Annotated in this window: 14 protein-coding genes and 1 rRNA gene; 5 read left to right on the top strand and 10 right to left on the bottom strand. The window is 69.3% G+C overall.

Features of this window, described 5'->3' with window-relative positions; genetic code table 11:
• Nucleotides 1-97 (top strand): 5S ribosomal RNA (gene rrf, locus KME78_RS62655); the annotation flags it as partial.
• Nucleotides 98-682: 585 nt separating this feature from the next.
• On the opposite strand, the gene KME78_RS62660 is transcribed toward rrf, so the two are convergent.
• The 4 genes from KME78_RS62660 to KME78_RS62675 all read right to left on the bottom strand — a co-directional run bounded on the left by KME78_RS62660 (nt 683) and on the right by KME78_RS62675 (nt 2,557).
• Complete coding sequence (locus tag KME78_RS62660; RefSeq protein WP_219539771.1) at nt 683-1,309, bottom strand: dihydrofolate reductase family protein; 627 nt, start codon at nt 1,307-1,309, stop codon at nt 683-685.
• Nucleotides 1,306-1,776: an SRPBCC domain-containing protein gene (locus KME78_RS62665; protein WP_219539772.1), complete on the bottom strand. Its 471-nt coding sequence runs from the start codon at nt 1,774-1,776 to the stop codon at nt 1,306-1,308. The genes KME78_RS62660 and KME78_RS62665 overlap by 4 nt, the downstream gene beginning before the upstream one ends.
• Entirely contained in the window at nt 1,773-2,111 is a 339-nt protein-coding gene (locus KME78_RS62670; protein WP_246655113.1) for an ArsR/SmtB family transcription factor, read from the bottom strand. The genes KME78_RS62665 and KME78_RS62670 overlap by 4 nt, the downstream gene beginning before the upstream one ends.
• 140 nt (nt 2,112-2,251) lie before the next feature.
• Nucleotides 2,252-2,557, bottom strand: coding sequence for a cytochrome P450 (locus KME78_RS62675; RefSeq protein ID WP_219539773.1), 306 nt, complete (start codon nt 2,555-2,557; stop codon nt 2,252-2,254).
• Nucleotides 2,558-2,921: 364 nt separating this feature from the next.
• Between KME78_RS62675 and KME78_RS62680 the strand changes: the two genes are divergently transcribed.
• Nucleotides 2,922-3,395: a nucleoside deaminase gene (locus KME78_RS62680; RefSeq protein WP_219539774.1), complete on the top strand. Its 474-nt coding sequence runs from the start codon at nt 2,922-2,924 to the stop codon at nt 3,393-3,395.
• A gap of 7 nt (nt 3,396-3,402) precedes the next feature.
• Here KME78_RS62680 and KME78_RS62685 read toward each other — a convergent pair whose 3' ends face one another.
• On the bottom strand, nt 3,403-4,167 hold the full coding sequence (locus KME78_RS62685; protein WP_219539775.1) for a PhzF family phenazine biosynthesis protein: 765 nt from the start codon (nt 4,165-4,167) through the stop codon (nt 3,403-3,405).
• Between the two features lie 164 nt (nt 4,168-4,331).
• On the opposite strand from KME78_RS62685, the gene KME78_RS62690 reads away from it, so the two are divergent.
• Complete coding sequence (locus KME78_RS62690; RefSeq protein ID WP_219539776.1) at nt 4,332-4,712, top strand: cell division protein SepF; 381 nt, start codon at nt 4,332-4,334, stop codon at nt 4,710-4,712.
• Here KME78_RS62690 and KME78_RS62695 read toward each other — a convergent pair.
• The 5 genes from KME78_RS62695 to KME78_RS62715 all read right to left on the bottom strand — a co-directional run bounded on the left by KME78_RS62695 (nt 4,709) and on the right by KME78_RS62715 (nt 11,915).
• The gene (locus KME78_RS62695; protein WP_246655115.1) at nt 4,709-6,052 is read right to left on the bottom strand and encodes a hypothetical protein; all 1,344 of its coding nucleotides are present in this window, start codon (nt 6,050-6,052) and stop codon (nt 4,709-4,711) included. The two genes, KME78_RS62690 and KME78_RS62695, sit on opposite strands and share 4 nt — an antisense overlap.
• Nucleotides 6,053-6,145: 93 nt before the next feature.
• Nucleotides 6,146-7,873 carry an arginine--tRNA ligase gene (gene argS / locus KME78_RS62700; protein WP_219539777.1) on the bottom strand — a complete coding sequence of 576 codons (1,728 nt, stop codon included), beginning with the start codon at nt 7,871-7,873 and terminating at the stop codon, nt 6,146-6,148.
• Nucleotides 7,870-10,161 carry an HAD-IC family P-type ATPase gene (locus tag KME78_RS62705; protein WP_308127603.1) on the bottom strand — a complete coding sequence of 764 codons (2,292 nt, stop codon included), beginning with the start codon at nt 10,159-10,161 and terminating at the stop codon, nt 7,870-7,872. Before KME78_RS62705 ends, argS begins: the two co-directional genes overlap by 4 nt.
• Nucleotides 10,162-10,192: 31 nt before the next feature.
• Nucleotides 10,193-11,218, bottom strand: a complete 1,026-nt coding sequence (gene plsX, locus KME78_RS62710) for a phosphate acyltransferase PlsX (protein ID WP_246655118.1) — start codon at nt 11,216-11,218, stop codon at nt 10,193-10,195.
• Nucleotides 11,219-11,342: 124 nt separating this feature from the next.
• The gene (locus KME78_RS62715) at nt 11,343-11,915 is read right to left on the bottom strand and encodes a DUF1707 SHOCT-like domain-containing protein (protein ID WP_308127604.1); all 573 of its coding nucleotides are present in this window, start codon (nt 11,913-11,915) and stop codon (nt 11,343-11,345) included.
• A 175-nt stretch (nt 11,916-12,090) separates the two neighbouring features.
• On the opposite strand from KME78_RS62715, the gene KME78_RS62720 reads away from it, so the two are divergent.
• Together KME78_RS62720 and KME78_RS62725 are read left to right on the top strand one after the other, a co-directional pair.
• Nucleotides 12,091-13,413, top strand: coding sequence for a KamA family radical SAM protein (locus KME78_RS62720; protein ID WP_219539778.1), 1,323 nt, complete (start codon nt 12,091-12,093; stop codon nt 13,411-13,413).
• A gap of 390 nt (nt 13,414-13,803) precedes the next feature.
• On the top strand, nt 13,804-15,087 hold the full coding sequence (locus KME78_RS62725) for a hypothetical protein (RefSeq protein WP_219539779.1): 1,284 nt from the start codon (nt 13,804-13,806) through the stop codon (nt 15,085-15,087).
• Nucleotides 15,088-15,500: the final 413 nt, after the last annotated feature.

The following is a 15,500-nucleotide window of genomic DNA, read 5'->3' on the forward strand; positions in this document are numbered from 1 at the left end:
GGAAACACCCGGTTACATTCCGAACCCGGAAGTTAAGCTTCCCAGCGCCGATGGTACTGCACTCGGGAGGGTGTGGGAGAGTAGGTCACCGCCGGACAATCTTTGTTCGGGAAGGGCTCCACGCATACGCGTGGGGCCCTTTCTGCGTTTCGGGGCCTTTGGCTGGCAAACGGCCGGTCCGCCAGCAGGGCTCCGTGCCACTACGCTTTCGGCGGTGCGCTTGGCCGGCCGTCCGCATGCCATGTGGCGGGAACATCGCACCCTCGGCATGGCAGGACCTGCGGGTGTGCTGACCGAGGCCCATTCGGTCAGCACACCCACTATGTCGTAGAGCATCGGTCATGCAACCGATGAGAATCAGCATCGCCTGAGCAAAGCACCCCATCGCCCCTCTGCCCTCGCGGGTGCCACGCCAGCGGGGATCGGCAGGCAGCAGGCCCGACAGAAACAGGCCTGACAGAAGCAGCACCGTCTCCCGCCGCGCATCGAGCGTGGCGGTGTATGTGACACGTGAGGACCCGCAAGGCATCTGCTGTATGCAGGTGATCTCCGGGAAAGCCGGGATGACGTATCGGCGTTAGGCGAACCCGGTCTTCTAGCCGCATTCTGCCGGGTCGAGGCCGAGGTCAGAGGCCCGACGCACATCGGAGAGGATCGGTTGCCGAGCTCCCGGTAGCGCTGCTCATACGAAGGCGGTGACGCCCTTGTATTCGCCTTGGCGTGCTTGGCCGGTCACCTCGTATTCCAGGAGCAGCAGGCCGTTCGGCATGGCTTCGTGGCGGAGCAGGTGGAGACCGGACGGGGTGCCTGCGCCGGTCAGTAGGCGTCGGCCGGTCCGGAGAACAGCGGGGGCGACCACGAGGCGGAGCGTGTCGATCAGGCCCGCCGCCAGCAGTGAGTCGCCGAGGCGGGCGCTGCCGTGGATCTGGAGTTCCCGGCCTGGCTGTGCCTTGAGTTCGGTGACCGCATGGACCGGGTCGCCCTTGAGGACGGTCGTGGGGTTCCAGGTCCCTTCGGTGAGGGTGTTCGTCACGACGTACTTCGGCAGGGCGTTCATCCGCTCGGTGAACGGGTCGGCCGGGTCAGTGATCTTTGGCCAATCGCGGGCGAACGCCTCGTAGGTCCGTCGTCCGAGCAGCAGGCCGTCGGCGAGGTCGAGCCATTCGGAGGCGCGCTGGACGAACGTCCCGTCCATGTGGGGGACGAGCCAGCCGCCACGGGTGAAGCCGTCGCTGATGTCCTCGTCCGGCGAGCCGGGGCCCTGACTGACCCCGTCGAGCGTGACGAACTCGGTGAGAGTGATCTTCATTGCACGCCTTCGGTGAGTGTGGCCAGTTGGGCGGCGGCCGTCCCCCAGCCCTCGGCGAAGCCGATCTTCTCGTGATGAGCGCGGGCCTGCGGGTCGCCGTGTCGGACGACGATCCGATAGTCCGTGCCGTCCGGGTGATCGTTCAATGTGATCGTGGCGGTCATGACGACCGGGGCGGGACTCGCGGGACGCCACGTGCTGTCGATCGCGTTGGTGAACACGATCCGCTCAAGCTCGTCCACGGCGAGAAAGCAGGCGTCCAGGTGCGGAACGAACTCGGCCCCGTCGTCGCTCAACCGTGTCACGAACGCCCCGCCGGGCCACAGATCCAGGCGGTCCACCCGGCAGCGGGACGGAGCCGGGACCCACCACCGCTCAAGCCTGGAGGGGTCCGTCCAGGCCCTCCATACCGTCGCGCGCGGGGCGCGGATGATCCGCTCCAGACCAAGGTCGAGATCGGGATTCACTGCCTGTTCTCCTCTGGGTCGGTGACGAACTGTTCGAGGCGGTCGGTGCGCTCCTCCCAGATCTGGCGCTGCTCCGCGAGCCAATCGTCGACCAAGGCGAGCCGCTCGCGGTTGAGCACGCAGGTGCGTACCCGGCCGGACTTGACCGTGCGGATGAGCCCGTTCGATTCGAGCATCCGCACATGCTTCATGAACGAGGGGAGGGTCATCGGGAACTCGCGGGCGAGGTCGCCGACGCTCGTGGGCCCGTGACCGAGGCGCCGGACGACGGCGCGCCTGGTCGGGTCGGCGAGGGCGACGAACACCCCGTCGAGCTGCGCCGAATACTGTGCCATTCGGCTAAGTATTGCAGTCCCAAAATGGTTAGCGCAAGGGCTAAGTATCGAGGCCGCATCGGCGATCACAAACCGTCACCGGCCGTCGGCGAGACGGGCTCAGCCTCTCAAGGCCGCGCAGGAAGTCGCCCGGTTCCAGCTCAAGTCGGCGATCGAACCGTCCCGTCGCAGATTGGGCAGCCGGACGAGCATGGTTCCGATGGCGATTCGTTCCTAGAGGCGGCCGAGCGGAGCGCCGAGGCAGTGACGGAGCTCCGCTCGGCGGCGACCAATGTCTGGATGTAATCGTCGAGCGCCTGAAGAGCGCGGCTAACGGTGGCATACGCGTCGACGGTGTCGGCCGGTGTGAGGGCGGCGGTGAACTGGCCGCCGCATGTGATCCGATCCGCCAGGCGGATGCCGAGAAGCTGGCAACTGACGGTGGCGGCAAGGGGGAAGGCCACCATCGAACCTCCCTTTCGGGGAGCTGCCGGCGCGTCCAAGAAGCTGATCGAGCACCCCATGGTGTGCGACACGGACGACTTCACCCAGCGCCCTGACTACTGGCGGATGGTAGAACGCGCGGCCGGGCTCACCAGCCTCGACGAGGCCGCGTGCGTGATGTGATCTGAACGGTGCCCTTCGTTCGGCCGCGCCGGAGCCGTTGGACGGTGCCGCGCGGCTGGAAAGCGGTCGTCCCGTCGGCCGTGACCGGCAACCACCCGTTGCGTCCTGCTCGCGGATTCGGGTGTGACGTCATGCCACCCGAGAGGGTCCACATTCCGAGGTCCTAGCATGGAACTCGAAGATCAGAGCTAGGGGAGAGTGACAGTGACCACCGAAACCGACCTGCGGTACCTGCGGCGATGCGTGGAGTTGGCGACGAAGGCGTTGGAGGTGGGGGATGAGCCGTTCGGGTCCGTGCTCGTCTCGGCTGACGGGGTCGTGCTCGCCGAGGACCACAACCATGTGGCCTCCGGCGACAATACCCGGCATCCGGAGTTCGAGCTGGCTCGCTGGGCTGCGGCGCACATGACGGTTGACGAGCGGGCGGCCGCGACGGTCTACACCTCCGGGGAGCACTGCCCGATGTGCGCCGCCGCGCACGGGTGGGTCGGGCTGGGCCGCATCGTGTACGCGAGCTCGTCGGAGCAGCTTGCCGGGTGGCTCGCCGAGCTGGGTGTGCCCGCGCCGCCTGTGCGGACCTTGCCCATTCAGCAGGTCGTGCCCGACGCCGTGGTGGAGGGGCCGGTGCCGGAGCTCGCGGCGCAGGTGCGTGAGCTGCACCGCCGTCGTCACAGCTAAAAGCCCCTCAAACGTGGAGTTCCCCCGACAGCACCGTGACCGCTCGCCCCGCGAGGTGAACGCGGTCCCCGTCCCACCGCACGTGCACCAGCCCGCCCCGAGCCGACAACTGCGCGCCCACCATGGTGCGCAGCCCCAGCCGCTCCCCCCAGTAGGGCGCCAGCGCGCAGTGCGCCGAGCCTGTCACCGGGTCTTCCGCCACCCCCACGTTCGGTGCGAAGAAGCGTGACACGAAGTCGGTCGACGACCCCTTCGCCGTGACGATCACGCCACGGGCCGGCAACTGGGCCAATGCCCCGATGTCCGGCGTGAGTGACCGTATCGCCGCCTCCGATTCCAGCTCCACCAGCAGGTCGAGATTGCTCGTCCCGACCTGCACCGGTGCAGCTCCGAGCGCTTTTTCCAACCCGTCGGGAACGGCGGCCGGCGTCACTTCCTTCGCCGGGAAATCCATCGTGATCATGCCGTCGGCCATGCGATTCACGGTGAGCGTTCCGCCGGCCGTACTGAATTCGAGCTGACCGCCGGCCGCACCTGTGGAATAGAGCACATGTGCGGTGGCCAGCGTGGCGTGCCCGCAGAGGGAGACCTCGACGGCGGGGGTGAACCAGCGGAGCGAATCGCCGAGCAGGAAGGCGGTCTCCGACAGGTTCATCTCCGTGGCCACTGCCTGCATCCATGACTCGGGAGCGGGAGACTCCAGCAGGCACACCGCGGCAGGATTGCCCCGGAAAGAAGTGTCGGTGAAGGCATCTACAGTGAACACGCGCATGTATCGAGGCTATCGGGGGAGAGATATCCAGGTGAAACCGGGACGCTAGCCGTACAAAATGGAATTAGTTGTGGGCGTGTCGCATGGCGAACTTCTCGCCGTCGGTTACCGTCCAATAGTGGGACGAGCCGATTGCGGTGAGTTCCTGAGGAAAGGACAAGCCGATGGGGGCAGTGCGCAAGGTGGTGAGCTACCTTGGCCTGGGCGGGATCGACCACTACGACGACGCCTACGACGACGAGCAGTACGAAGAGGAGTACATGCCGGCGGCGGAGCGGGCGGCGAGGCGCTGGCGGTCGACCGCCGACTCGTCACGAATCGTGATGGTTCAACCGCTGAAGTACAACGACGCGCCGATGATCGGGCAGCACTTCCGTGATGGCCAGACGGTGATCATGGATGTGACGGGCATGCCGATGCCGGAAGCGACGAGGATGGTCGACTTCGCGGCCGGTCTGGCCTATGGCTGCGAAGGGCGGATCGAGCGCATCGCCGACCGCGTGTTCCTGCTTGCGCCGGCCCACGTGGAGATCGAGAGCTCCTAAGCCGCGCGCGGGCCGCGACGGATCAGCCGGGTGAGCTCGGTTGAGTCGTCCGCGGCCTGCTCCGCTCGGGTGACCGCCTCTCGGGCGTATCCGTGCAGCGCCCAGACCGCGCCGTCGGCCAGCTCTTTCAGCTCGGCGATCTGCGTGGCCACGTAGCGGTCGTCCGATTCGATGGCCTTGCGGCGCCGCCAGAGTAGCCAGCCCGCCAGGCCGAGCAGCACCACCCCCGGACCAGCGAGTACGGGCACCCCCAGCCCGTCGGCCAGCAGGGTTCCGAGGAGGAGAGCGACCCCCGCCACGATCAGCGCGACGGCTTCCCATGGCGGCCGTCGCCGCATGGTCCCCTGGACCACGATCTCGCGCTCGGCAGCCGCGAGCGAGCTCTCTTCGGGCCCCTCGGGGTGCAGCTCGACGCGGTGGCCGAGCAGTGACACCGTCACCGTGGCGGGCGGCTCCAGACTGCTGGCGGATTCGAGCTCCTCCGCGACGCCGCGCAGTATCGGGCCCGCCACGTGCAGGGCGAGCGCCGCCAGGTGCGGATCGGCACCGGGGCGCAGGTCGTCGAGGAGGTGCGAGGTCAGCGAAGCCATGGGTCCGGCGGGGCCGCCAAGGCCGATGAGCGAGCGGAGCACGGCGAGCGGCTCGTCCTCCTCCCACGTGCCTGCGGGGCTGCCGGCGCTGTTGGTGAGCGGGGTGGAGGCGTCGTGCTCGGCCTGCCGCGCCAAGGTGATCTCCGCGCACCGGGCACGCAGCCGGGCGAGCCGCGCGGCGGCCTGTACGGGCTTCGCCAGCGCGGGGATCTCCGCCATCTCGGGGAAGTCGAGCAGCGAGGCGGGTACGACCACCGACGGCTCGCCGGGGATGAGCGCCTGGGTCCACTGTGCCGCGTCCGCGTGTTCGGGTACGCCCACCGTGTCGAGCTTGCGGAGTACGAAGATCTTCCCGGCGGGACCGTAGGCGCCCCTGGCCGCGGCCAGCCAGAGCGAGCGCTGACCATGGGTGACCGGCTGGTCGAGGGACAGGTCGCCGAAGGCGGTGCCGAGCCAGGAGGCGTGGATGCGGCTGCCGTGACCGGCGACGGCCAGGGCCAGGGCCAGGAAGAGCGCGGTCTGCTGCTGGTCGCGCCCGGCGGCCTTGCTCAGCGGCGCCAGCGGATCGTCACCGGTGAGTATCGCGACCAGCGCCTCGACGGCGGGCGGCAGCCAGTAGCCCGGTTTGTCGGGAAAGTCGGGCGGGGCCGGCGGCACGGTGCCGTTGGCGGCCAGGTGGGACAGCAGTGCCTCGGCATAGCGGTGCAGCTCGGTCGCTGCTTGGGGGTCGGCAGTCAGGTCCGTGCTCAAGGCAGAGAACTCCCCCATAGTGGCCTCAGTTCATGACCGCGTAAAGCCTAGCCGGGGGGCGCGCCGTCCAGGTGGAGGCGCGCCCGCGACGTGCTACATGCGCTCGGGCACCGGGACCCCGAGCAGGTCGAGCCCGGTTTCCAGGACCCGCAGGGTCAGCGCGCAGAGAGCGAGCCGGTGCGCCTTCGTCTCGGCGTCGACTCCGTCCTTGGCCACCGGGCACTCCTCGTAGAACGTGCTGAAGAGGCTGGCGGTCTCGAACAGGAAGGCGCAGAGCCGGTGCGGCTCCGACAGGGTCGTGACCTGCTCCACCAGCCCGCCGAAGCCCAGCAGATGGAGGGCCAGGGCCCGCTCGGCGGGATGGCCGAGCACGATGCGGTCGCTCGCGTCGGCCGGCGCCACTCCCGCCCGGCGGAAGATCGACCGGATCCGGGCCGTCGCGTACTGCATGTAAGGGCCGGTGTTGCCGTTGAACCCGAGCATGCGGTCGTAGTCGAAGACGTATTCGCTGTCGTGACTGACCGCCAGGTCGGCGTACTTCACCGCGCCAATGCCCACGGCCTGCGCGATCTCGGCCCGCGTGGCGTCGTCGTAGCCGCGGTCGGCGATGGCCGCCGCGGCCCGGTCGACCGCCTCCTGCAGCAGGTCCATCAGCTTGATGGACTCGCCGGACCGGGTCTTGAACCGGCGCCCGTCCTTGCCCAGCATCATGCCGATCTGGACGTGCTCGGCCGAGACCGTGTCGGGCAGCCAGCCGGCCAGCTCGGCCGCCGCGAACACCATGCGGAAGTGCAGCGCCTGGTCGGCGCCCACCACGTAGAGCATGCGGTCGGACTTGAGGTCTTCGACCCGGTAGCGGATCGCCGCCATGTCGGTGGAGGCGTAGCCGTAGCCGCCGTCGCTCTTTCTGATGATCAGCGGGAGCGGCTTGTCGTCGGAGCCGGTGAAGCCGGGCGGGAAGACGCAGAGCGCGCCCTCGCTCAGCACGGCGACCCCGGCGGCCTCCAGGTCCCGGCAGGTCTTCTCGAGCAGCGGGTTGTACATGCTCTCGCCGGCGATGTCGGCGTCGGTGAGCGTGACGCCGAGGATGCCGTAGACCTTGTTGAAGTAGGTGATCGTGGCGTCCATGAAGACGTGCCAGAGCCGGAGGGTCTCCGGGTCGCCCGACTGGAGCATGGTCACCCGCTTGCGCGAGCGGACCTTGAACTCCTCGCCGCCGTCGAACTGGCTCCTGGCCGCCTGATAGTACTCGGTGCCCATGCCGGCCTCGAGCTGCGCGACCGCGGCCTCCTCGCCGATGTCGAGCAGGTGCTCGATGAGCATGCCGAACGGCGTGCCCCAGTCGCCCAGATGGTTCTGTCTGACGACGGTGTTGCCGAGGTGTTCGTGCAGGCGGGCCAGCGAGTCGCCCACGATCGTGGTGCGCAGGTGGCCGACGTGCATCTCCTTGGCCGCGTTGGGCGCGGAGTAGTCGACCACCACGGTCTGCGGCGGCGTGGCGAAGCCGACGCCCGCGCGCGGGTCGTCGAGCATCCTGGCCGCCTCGGACTCGATCCACGAGTCGTCGAGCGTGATGTTGAGGAAGCCGGGGCCGCTGACCTCGACCGTGCCGGGGAAGCCGGACAGCTCCGTCCTGATGGCCTCGGCGACCTCCCGCGGTGCCCGTCGCAGTCGCTTGGCCAGGCTCAGCGCGACGTTCGCCTGGAAGTCGGCGAACTGGGAGGGCCGGATCAGCGGATCTGCGTCGGCGTACTCGGAGCCGAACGCGTGCGCCAGCGCCTGCTGGACGCGCTCGGTGAGCACTATCTGCGGGTCGGTCATGGTCTAAGGGTACCGGCGAGCTTGACCGCCACGCTGATCGCCGCGGAAGCCACCACGGAGATGCCGACGGCGGTCAGATCGTTGCTGAGATCGCCGGGTTCGAGGGCGAAGAAATCCCGGACGAAGGGGATCGCCAGGGACAGCCCGAACAGCCCGGCCATGGCGACGATCATGGCCATCCGCCCCAGGGTGAGCGGCTTGGTGATCAGGATGAGCACCCACCATGTGGTGAGGAAGAGCGCGATCACCCCCGACGTACGATCCTCGGTCAGGGTGGAGGTGCCGGTGTGCGCGGCCCAGAACGCCAGGAACACCGCGGCCGCGCAGAGCAGTCCGGCGGGTACGGCGAAGCGCATCACGCGGGGGACGAACCCGGGCTTGGCCCGTTCGAGCGTCGGCGCGAGCGCCAGGACGAACGCCGGGATGCCGATGGTCAGCGCGTTCACCAGCGTGGAATGGCGCGGCGCGAACGGGAACATCAGCCCGAGGACCCCGGTGAGCAGCGAGAGCGCGATCGCGTAGAACGTCTTGGTGAGGAAGAGGTTCGCGACCCGCTCGATGTTGGCCAGCACCCGGCGGCCTTCGCCCACCACGTGCGGCAGCGAGGCGAACTTGTCGTCGACCAGCACCACCTGGGCGACGGCCTTGGTGGCGGGGCTGCCCGCGCCCATGGCGATGCCCAGGTCGGCGTCCTTCAGCGCGAGCACGTCGTTGACGCCGTCGCCGGTCATCGCGACGGTGTGGCCGCGCGACTGCAGCGCGCCGACGAAGGCGCGTTTCTGCTGCGGCGTGACGCGGCCGAACACGGTGTGGGTGTCGAGCAACTCGGCCAGCTTGTCGGGGTCGTTCTCCGGCAGGGTACGGGCGTCGATCGCGCGATGGCCGTCCGGGATCTCCAGGCCGGTGGCGATCGCGGCGACGGCATCGGGATTGTCGCCGGAGAGCACCTTGACCGTGACGCCCTGCTTGGCGAAGTAACGCAGGGTCTCGTGCGCGTCGGGCCTGATGCGCTGCTTGAGCGTGACGAGCGCGACGGCCACCGTCTCCGAAGCCGTCGCCTTTTCGAGGCTGTCCGTACGGCACAGCGCCAGGACCCGGGTGCCGGTCGAGGCCAGTTCCGCGGCCCGCTCGTAGCCGTCGGCGGCGCGGTCGAGCAGGACGTCGGGGGCGCCGAGCAGCCACACCCCGTGGGCGCCGAAGTCGGCGCCGCTCCACTTGCGCGCCGAGGAGAACGGCACGACCTCGCCGGCCGTCCACCCGTCGGCCGCCGACGGGTAGTGGACCTGGATGGCCTTGGCGGTGGCGTTGGGCCGGTGGTCGACGTTGGCCAGGGCGGCGAGCGCGTGGCCGACCGGCTGGTCGTCGCGCAGGGGCAGCACCTCGCCGAGGTCCATGCCGCCCGCGGTGAGCGTGCCGGTCTTGTCAAGGCAGAGCACGTCCACCCGGGCCAGGCCCTCGATCGCGGGCAACTCCTGGACCAGGCAGTCGCGGCGGCCGAGCCGTACGACGCCGACGGCGAAGGCGATCGAGGTCATCAGCACCAGGCCCTCGGGGATCATGGTGACGATGCCGGCGACCGCGCCGGTGATGGCGGTGCCGAAGTCGGTCGAGTTACGCAGCTGGCTGTAGATCAGCAGCGCGCCGATCGGGATGACGAGCCAGGTGATGTACTTGATGAAGTTCGCGACGCCGTCACGCAGCTCCGAGCGCGCCAGGTGAAACCTGCTCGCCTCCTCCGCCAGCCGTACGGCGTAGGCGTCGGTGCCGACCTTGGTCGCGACGAACGCGCCCGAGCCCGCGACGGCGAAGCTGCCCGACAGCACCGCGTCGCCCGGCCGCTTGTGCACCGGGTCCGCCTCGCCGGTCAGCAGCGATTCGTCGATCTCCAGCCCGTCGGACTCGACCACCTCGCCGTCGACCAGCAGGCGATCACCTGGCCCCAGCAGGATCAGGTCGCCGAGCACCAGCCGGCGCGGATGGAGCTCCTGGTCGCGGCCGTCGCGGCGGACCCTGACCGGCGACTCGTTGATCACCGCGAGCTTGTCGAGCGTGCGCTTGGCTCGTAACTCCTGCACGATGCCGATCAGCGCGTTGGCCACGATGACCAGCCCGAACAGCCCGTCCTGCCACTCGCCGAAGATCAGGACCAGCGCCCAGAGCAGGCCGATGACCAGATTGAACAGCGTGAACACGTTGGCTCTGATGATCGCGCCGAACGACCTGCTCGACCGGCGCGGCACATGGTTGGTCTTCGCCCCCGAGACCTGTGCCGAAGTCAGCCCGTCCACACAACCCCCAGTTTTGTGGATCTGCCACAGACTATGAGGTTCTCAGCCGATGCGGGCGTTGTGTGGCCGCGATTCTGTCGCCGATGCGCGCGACGACGCCCTGTGCCGACAGGTCGGCGGCGAGCCGGCAGGCGGCGCTGATGCCGGCCGCTCTGGACGAGCCGTGCGCGATCACCACGGTGCCGTTCAGTCCGAGCAGTACGGCGCCGCCGTGGGCTTCGGCGTCGAGGCGGCGGCGCAGCTCGCGCAGGCGTGACCGCTGCATGAACGCCCCCAGCTTGGACATCCTGCTGCCGTCGATCGTCTGCCGGAGCTCGCTGAACGCGTAGCGGACCGCGCCTTCCATGGTCTTCAGCGCGACGTTGCCGGTGAAGCCGTCGGTGGTGATCACGTCGGCGACGCCGGTCAGCAGGTCGTGGCCCTCGACGTTGCCGATGAAGTGCAGGCCGGGGGAGTTCTGCAGGAGTTCGTGGGCCCGCTTGACGATCTTGTTGCCCTTCTCGGCCTCACTGCCGATCGTGAGCAGGCCGACCTTCGGCTTGGCGATCTCGTAGGCCAGCTCGGCGTAGACGGACCCCAGATGCCCGAACTGCACAAGCATTTCCGGCTTGACCTCAGCGTTCGCGCCCGCGTCGAGCAGCAGCGTGGGCTTGGGCAGCGTGGGCAGGGCGACGGCGATGGCCGGCCGGAGCACTCCCTGCTGAGCCTTGAGCCGGAGCCGGCCCGTGGTCACGATCCCGGCGGTCGAGCCCGCGGACACCACCGCCGACGCGTCGCCGCGCCGTACCAGATGGCAGGCGATCGCGATGCTGGAGCGGGGACGGCGCAGGCTGGCCAGCGCGCCCTCGTCCATCGCGATGGTCTCCTCGGCCCGGACGATCGGGATCTCCTTGGTCGCGTCGTGGTCGGCGAGCGCCTCGTAGAGCACCCGGGGCGAGCCGACGAGCACCACCGCCAGCCCACGCTCCCGCACGGCGTGCACGGCCCCCGCCACGATCTCGTGTGGCGCGTGGTCGCCGCCCATGGCGTCGAGCGCGATCGGCTTGGTGTCGGACAAAAGGTCACCTCGTACGGCTCGCGGTGCGTTCCTGTGGCGTGGCCGGAACGCGGTCGCGATGCGGTCGCCCCCCTGTCCGCATCGTAGGCACGCTGCGCACCGGGCCGGTCGGCGGGTGGCCGGCTCAGCCGACGCTGCGCAGGTTCCAGTCGGAGACCTCGCGCGACACGATGACCTTGGAGAACATCGACCGGCCCGTGACCCGGATGAGCGGGCCGTCCTCGCGGGCGCCGCCGCCGGTCACGTGACGCTTGCCGAACATGGAGCCGCCCTCGTCGATCACCTGGGCGTTGTCGGGCACGAGCACGATCAGCTTGCTGAAGCGGGCGTCGGCCTCGATGGTGATCTCCCGGCCGGGCAGCACGGCCTCGGACAAGTCGATGATCAGCGCGCCGAACCGCGCCGACAGCCTGGTGTGGCGGGAGGCGACCCAGCGGCCCTTCCTGATCACCTTGCTGAACTTCGAGTCGATCGTCTGCTGCTCGATGCCGAGGGGCCCGATGTTTGTCGCCGTCACGTCGGGCAGATCTCGGACGATAGGTGTCAGTTCGCCGACGGTCTTGGCTGCGTAGGTGGCGTCGAGGCGGTCAGCGTGTTCGAGGCTGGTGAGCATTCCGGTGGCGAGTGCCTCGCTGAGCACCGCGGCCACACGGTCGCGGTCGGCGTCAGAGGCGCGCAGGACAGGATCTGAGGTCACGATTCGTCAGTGTATGCCCAATCGCGATATGTCGCGAGTGGTCAAACCTCAAGGAAAACTTGGAGCCCAAGGGAACCGGGGACGCTGTGCATAGCGTCCGGGTATAAGAACCGTAGACGCATGACAGGCGCCAGAGGTTTACAGCGGATCGAACAAAAAAGATGGGAAAGGCCTAGTGATCTTGAACCAGGCGGGCACGCGCCGCTTCCGGGCGTACACGTCCAAGCACCTCGACGAGCTCCTGCGGCGTGCGGGGCTCGACGATGAGCAGCGGCTGCGCGTGCGCGCCGTCGCCACGGTGCTGCCCTTCCGGACGAACGCCTACGTGGTGGACGAGCTCATCGACTGGTCGGCGGCGCCCGACGATCCCATATACCGTCTCGTCTTTCCCCAGGAGGACATGCTTCCGTCCACGGACGTCGCCCGGCTGGCCGACCTGCTGAAGGCCGAGGCGCCCAACGTGGAGATCCAGGCCGAGGCCAACCGGGTGCGCGCGCAGCTCAACCCGCACCCGGCCGGGCAGAAGGAGCTCAACGTTCCCCGGATCGGCGAGGAGCCGGTGCCGGGGCTGCAGCACAAGTATCCCGAGACCGTGCTCATCTTCCCGAAGCAGGGGCAAACCTGTCATGCCTACTGCACCTACTGCTTCCGGTGGGCACAGTTCGTCGGTGACGCGGACCTGAAGTTCGCCTCCGACGACATCGACCAGATGGTCTCCTACATCCGCCAGAATCCCTCGGTCACCAGCGTGCTGATCACCGGCGGCGACGCCATGATCATGGGCGAGTCGGTGATCAGGCGATATATCGAGCCACTGATCGGCCTGGAGCAGTTGGAGTCGATCAGGATCGGCACCAAGGCCCTGGCCTACTGGCCGCAGCGGTTCGTGACCGACCCCGACGCCGACGCCACGCTCGAACTGTTCGAGCAGGTCGTGGACGCGGGTAAGAACCTTGCGTTCATGGCCCACTTCACCCACCCGCGCGAGCTGGAGTCGCCGCTGGTCGAGTCCGCGGTCAAGCGGATACTCGGCAGCGGGGCGACGATCAGGACCCAGGCGCCGCTGATCCGGTCGATCAACGACGATCCCGCCATCTGGTCGGGCATGTGGCGGCGGCAGCACACGATGGGGATGATCCCGTACTACATGTTCGTCGAGCGCGACACCGGCCCGCAGGACTACTTCGCGGTCCCGCTCGCACGGGCGCACGAGATATTCAGGGAGGCCTACTCGAAGGTCTCCGGGCTCTGCCGGACCGTCCGGGGGCCTTCCATGTCAGCCACCCCTGGGAAGGTGTGCGTCGACGGGGTGACGGAGATCGCCGGTCAGCGGGTGTTTGTCCTCCATTTGATTCAGGCCCGCGACCCCGCTCTGGTCGGCCAGCCGTTCTTCGCGGAGTACGACCCGTCCGCGAGGTGGCTGACGGATCTGCGTCCGGCGTTCGCCGATCGGTTCCCGTTCGAGATCGCCGCGGAGAACGTGCTCGTGCCGGCCTGAGCGGTCAAGCGCGTGTCCCGCAAGCGGAAAAATTGAGCCCCCGGCCCGTGACAATTGTTTTCCCGGCCGTTGTCAACGGGCCGTTGGGGTGCTCCTTCCGAACGCGGGTGACGTCAACGGTATATCCGAAATAGGCCCCTGCTATTTTGCGATTTGTCCCCCGACTCGCTCCCCCTTCCATGATCGCTTCCAGGCTCGGGAAGGCCGTGTGACACGGACTTTCCGCAGTCTGCGCCCCGCTGGCCGCGGTGATACAACTGCGTCGGTAGCTCAGCCGGGACGGCGCGCTTCGTGTGGTGCCCATAGCGTGTACGCCGCGGCATTCGGGGGTTATCGATACGCGTCTCAGCTGTATTCGAGAGCGATCGATCACGAGCCGGGAAGGCAAATATGAAACCTGTAATCAAACTGGCGGTCGCGGTCGCCGTATTCGGACTGGCCGCGGCGCCGGTCGGGCCGGCGGCCCAAGCCGACGTCCGCGACTCCGCGGTCGGGACCCTGCCGGGTGGCGGGGATCCGATCGGGGGTCTGAGCGGTCTGTTCGGCGGCGTCGCCGGGAGCGGCCTGCTGGGCGGGCAGCTCGGGGCCGCGGACTCGGCCAGGCGGGTCGGCCTCGGGCAGGTGCCCAACGTCGAACATGTCGGACGCCGCCTGAACCCGCCGCCAAGCGGGCGCACGGGTGAGCGTACGGACAAGACGCCGGTCACGGACGACCGTGCGGGCATGGTGCGGGTCACGGGTGACCGTACGGGCATGGTGCGGGTCACCGACGAGAGTACGGGCAAGACGTGGATCACGGACGGCCGCACGGGTAAGGCGCGGATCACGGACCGTACGGGCAAGGCGCGGGTTACGGACCGCCGTACGGGCAAGACGCGGGTCACGGACGGCCGCACGGACAACGCGCAGGTTACGGGCGGGGTGCCTGCTGCGTCGCGTCCGGTCGAGGGGCGTACGGGGTCGACGCGGGCTACGGGCCGGATGCCCCGTGCGTCTCGTCCTGCCGAGAGCCGCACGGACGAGGCGCGGGTCATGGGCTGGCGTGCGGACAAGGGGCGCGTTCCGGGCTGGGGGCCTGCTGCGTCGCGTCCCGCTGAGAGCCGCACGGACGAGGCGCGGGTCACGGGCGGGGTGCCTGCTGCGTCGCGTCCGGTCGAGGGGCGTACGGGGTCGACGGGCCGGGCGCCCAGGGCGTCGCGTCCTGCCGAGAGCCGCACGGACAAGGCGCGGGTTCCGGGCTGGGGGCCCGCTGCGTCGCGTCCGGTTGAGAGGCGTACGGGGTCGACGCGGGTCACCGGCGTGTCGCGTCCGGTCGAGGGGCGTACGGGGTCGACGCGGACCACGGGCCGGGTGCCCCGTGCGTCGCGTCCGGCCGGGTCGGTCGCGTCCGTCGACGAGATCGCCCCGCTCGTCGAGGACGCGTCCCGCGTGGTCTCGACCGCCGGGACGAAGGCCCCCGCGGGCCGCAGCGACACCGTGATCCCGGCCGCTGAGGCGGGGACCGCCGTGCGCCACGGCGACGCGGTGGTCTCCGCCAAGGGGACGGGCAACGCGATGGTCCCGGCCACGGGGGCGAAGGCTGCCGTGAGCCGCAGGGACGCGATGGTCCCGGCCACCGGGGCGAAGGCCGCTGTGAGCCGCAAGGACGCGATGATCTCGACCGTCGCGCGATGACGGGCGAGGTCTCGGACTACTTCTCCCACGACTGATCGTGGTGCCTTCTGGACGTCGGCCGCTCGGGCCGTGGCGGAGGTTCGCGGGCTTCAAGGTGCCGGTGCCCGGGAACGGGCCGCGGCGGCGACGAGGGGTCGCGTCCGGCGAGGCGCATGATCGAGGGTGGTGCGTCCTCGGACACACCACCGCGGAAACCGGCGTGGCCGGTCGGCGAGCGCCCAAAGGTGCCGGGTGCTCGCTACGGCCACCGCGCACAGGTCAGGAGCCCGCCCGCGAGAGCGGGCGGTCTCATGACCGGCCGGGGCGGACGCGCCCTGGCATGGGTCGCGCTCGTGCACCGCGCCACACTGCAGGGCTGAGGTGCCGCATGAGTCGCACCCGCCGCCGGGCCCCGGTCTCCCGGGGCGGCGGGA

The organism is Nonomuraea guangzhouensis, assembly GCF_019396345.1.
Classification (GTDB): domain Bacteria; phylum Actinomycetota; class Actinomycetes; order Streptosporangiales; family Streptosporangiaceae; genus Nonomuraea; species Nonomuraea guangzhouensis.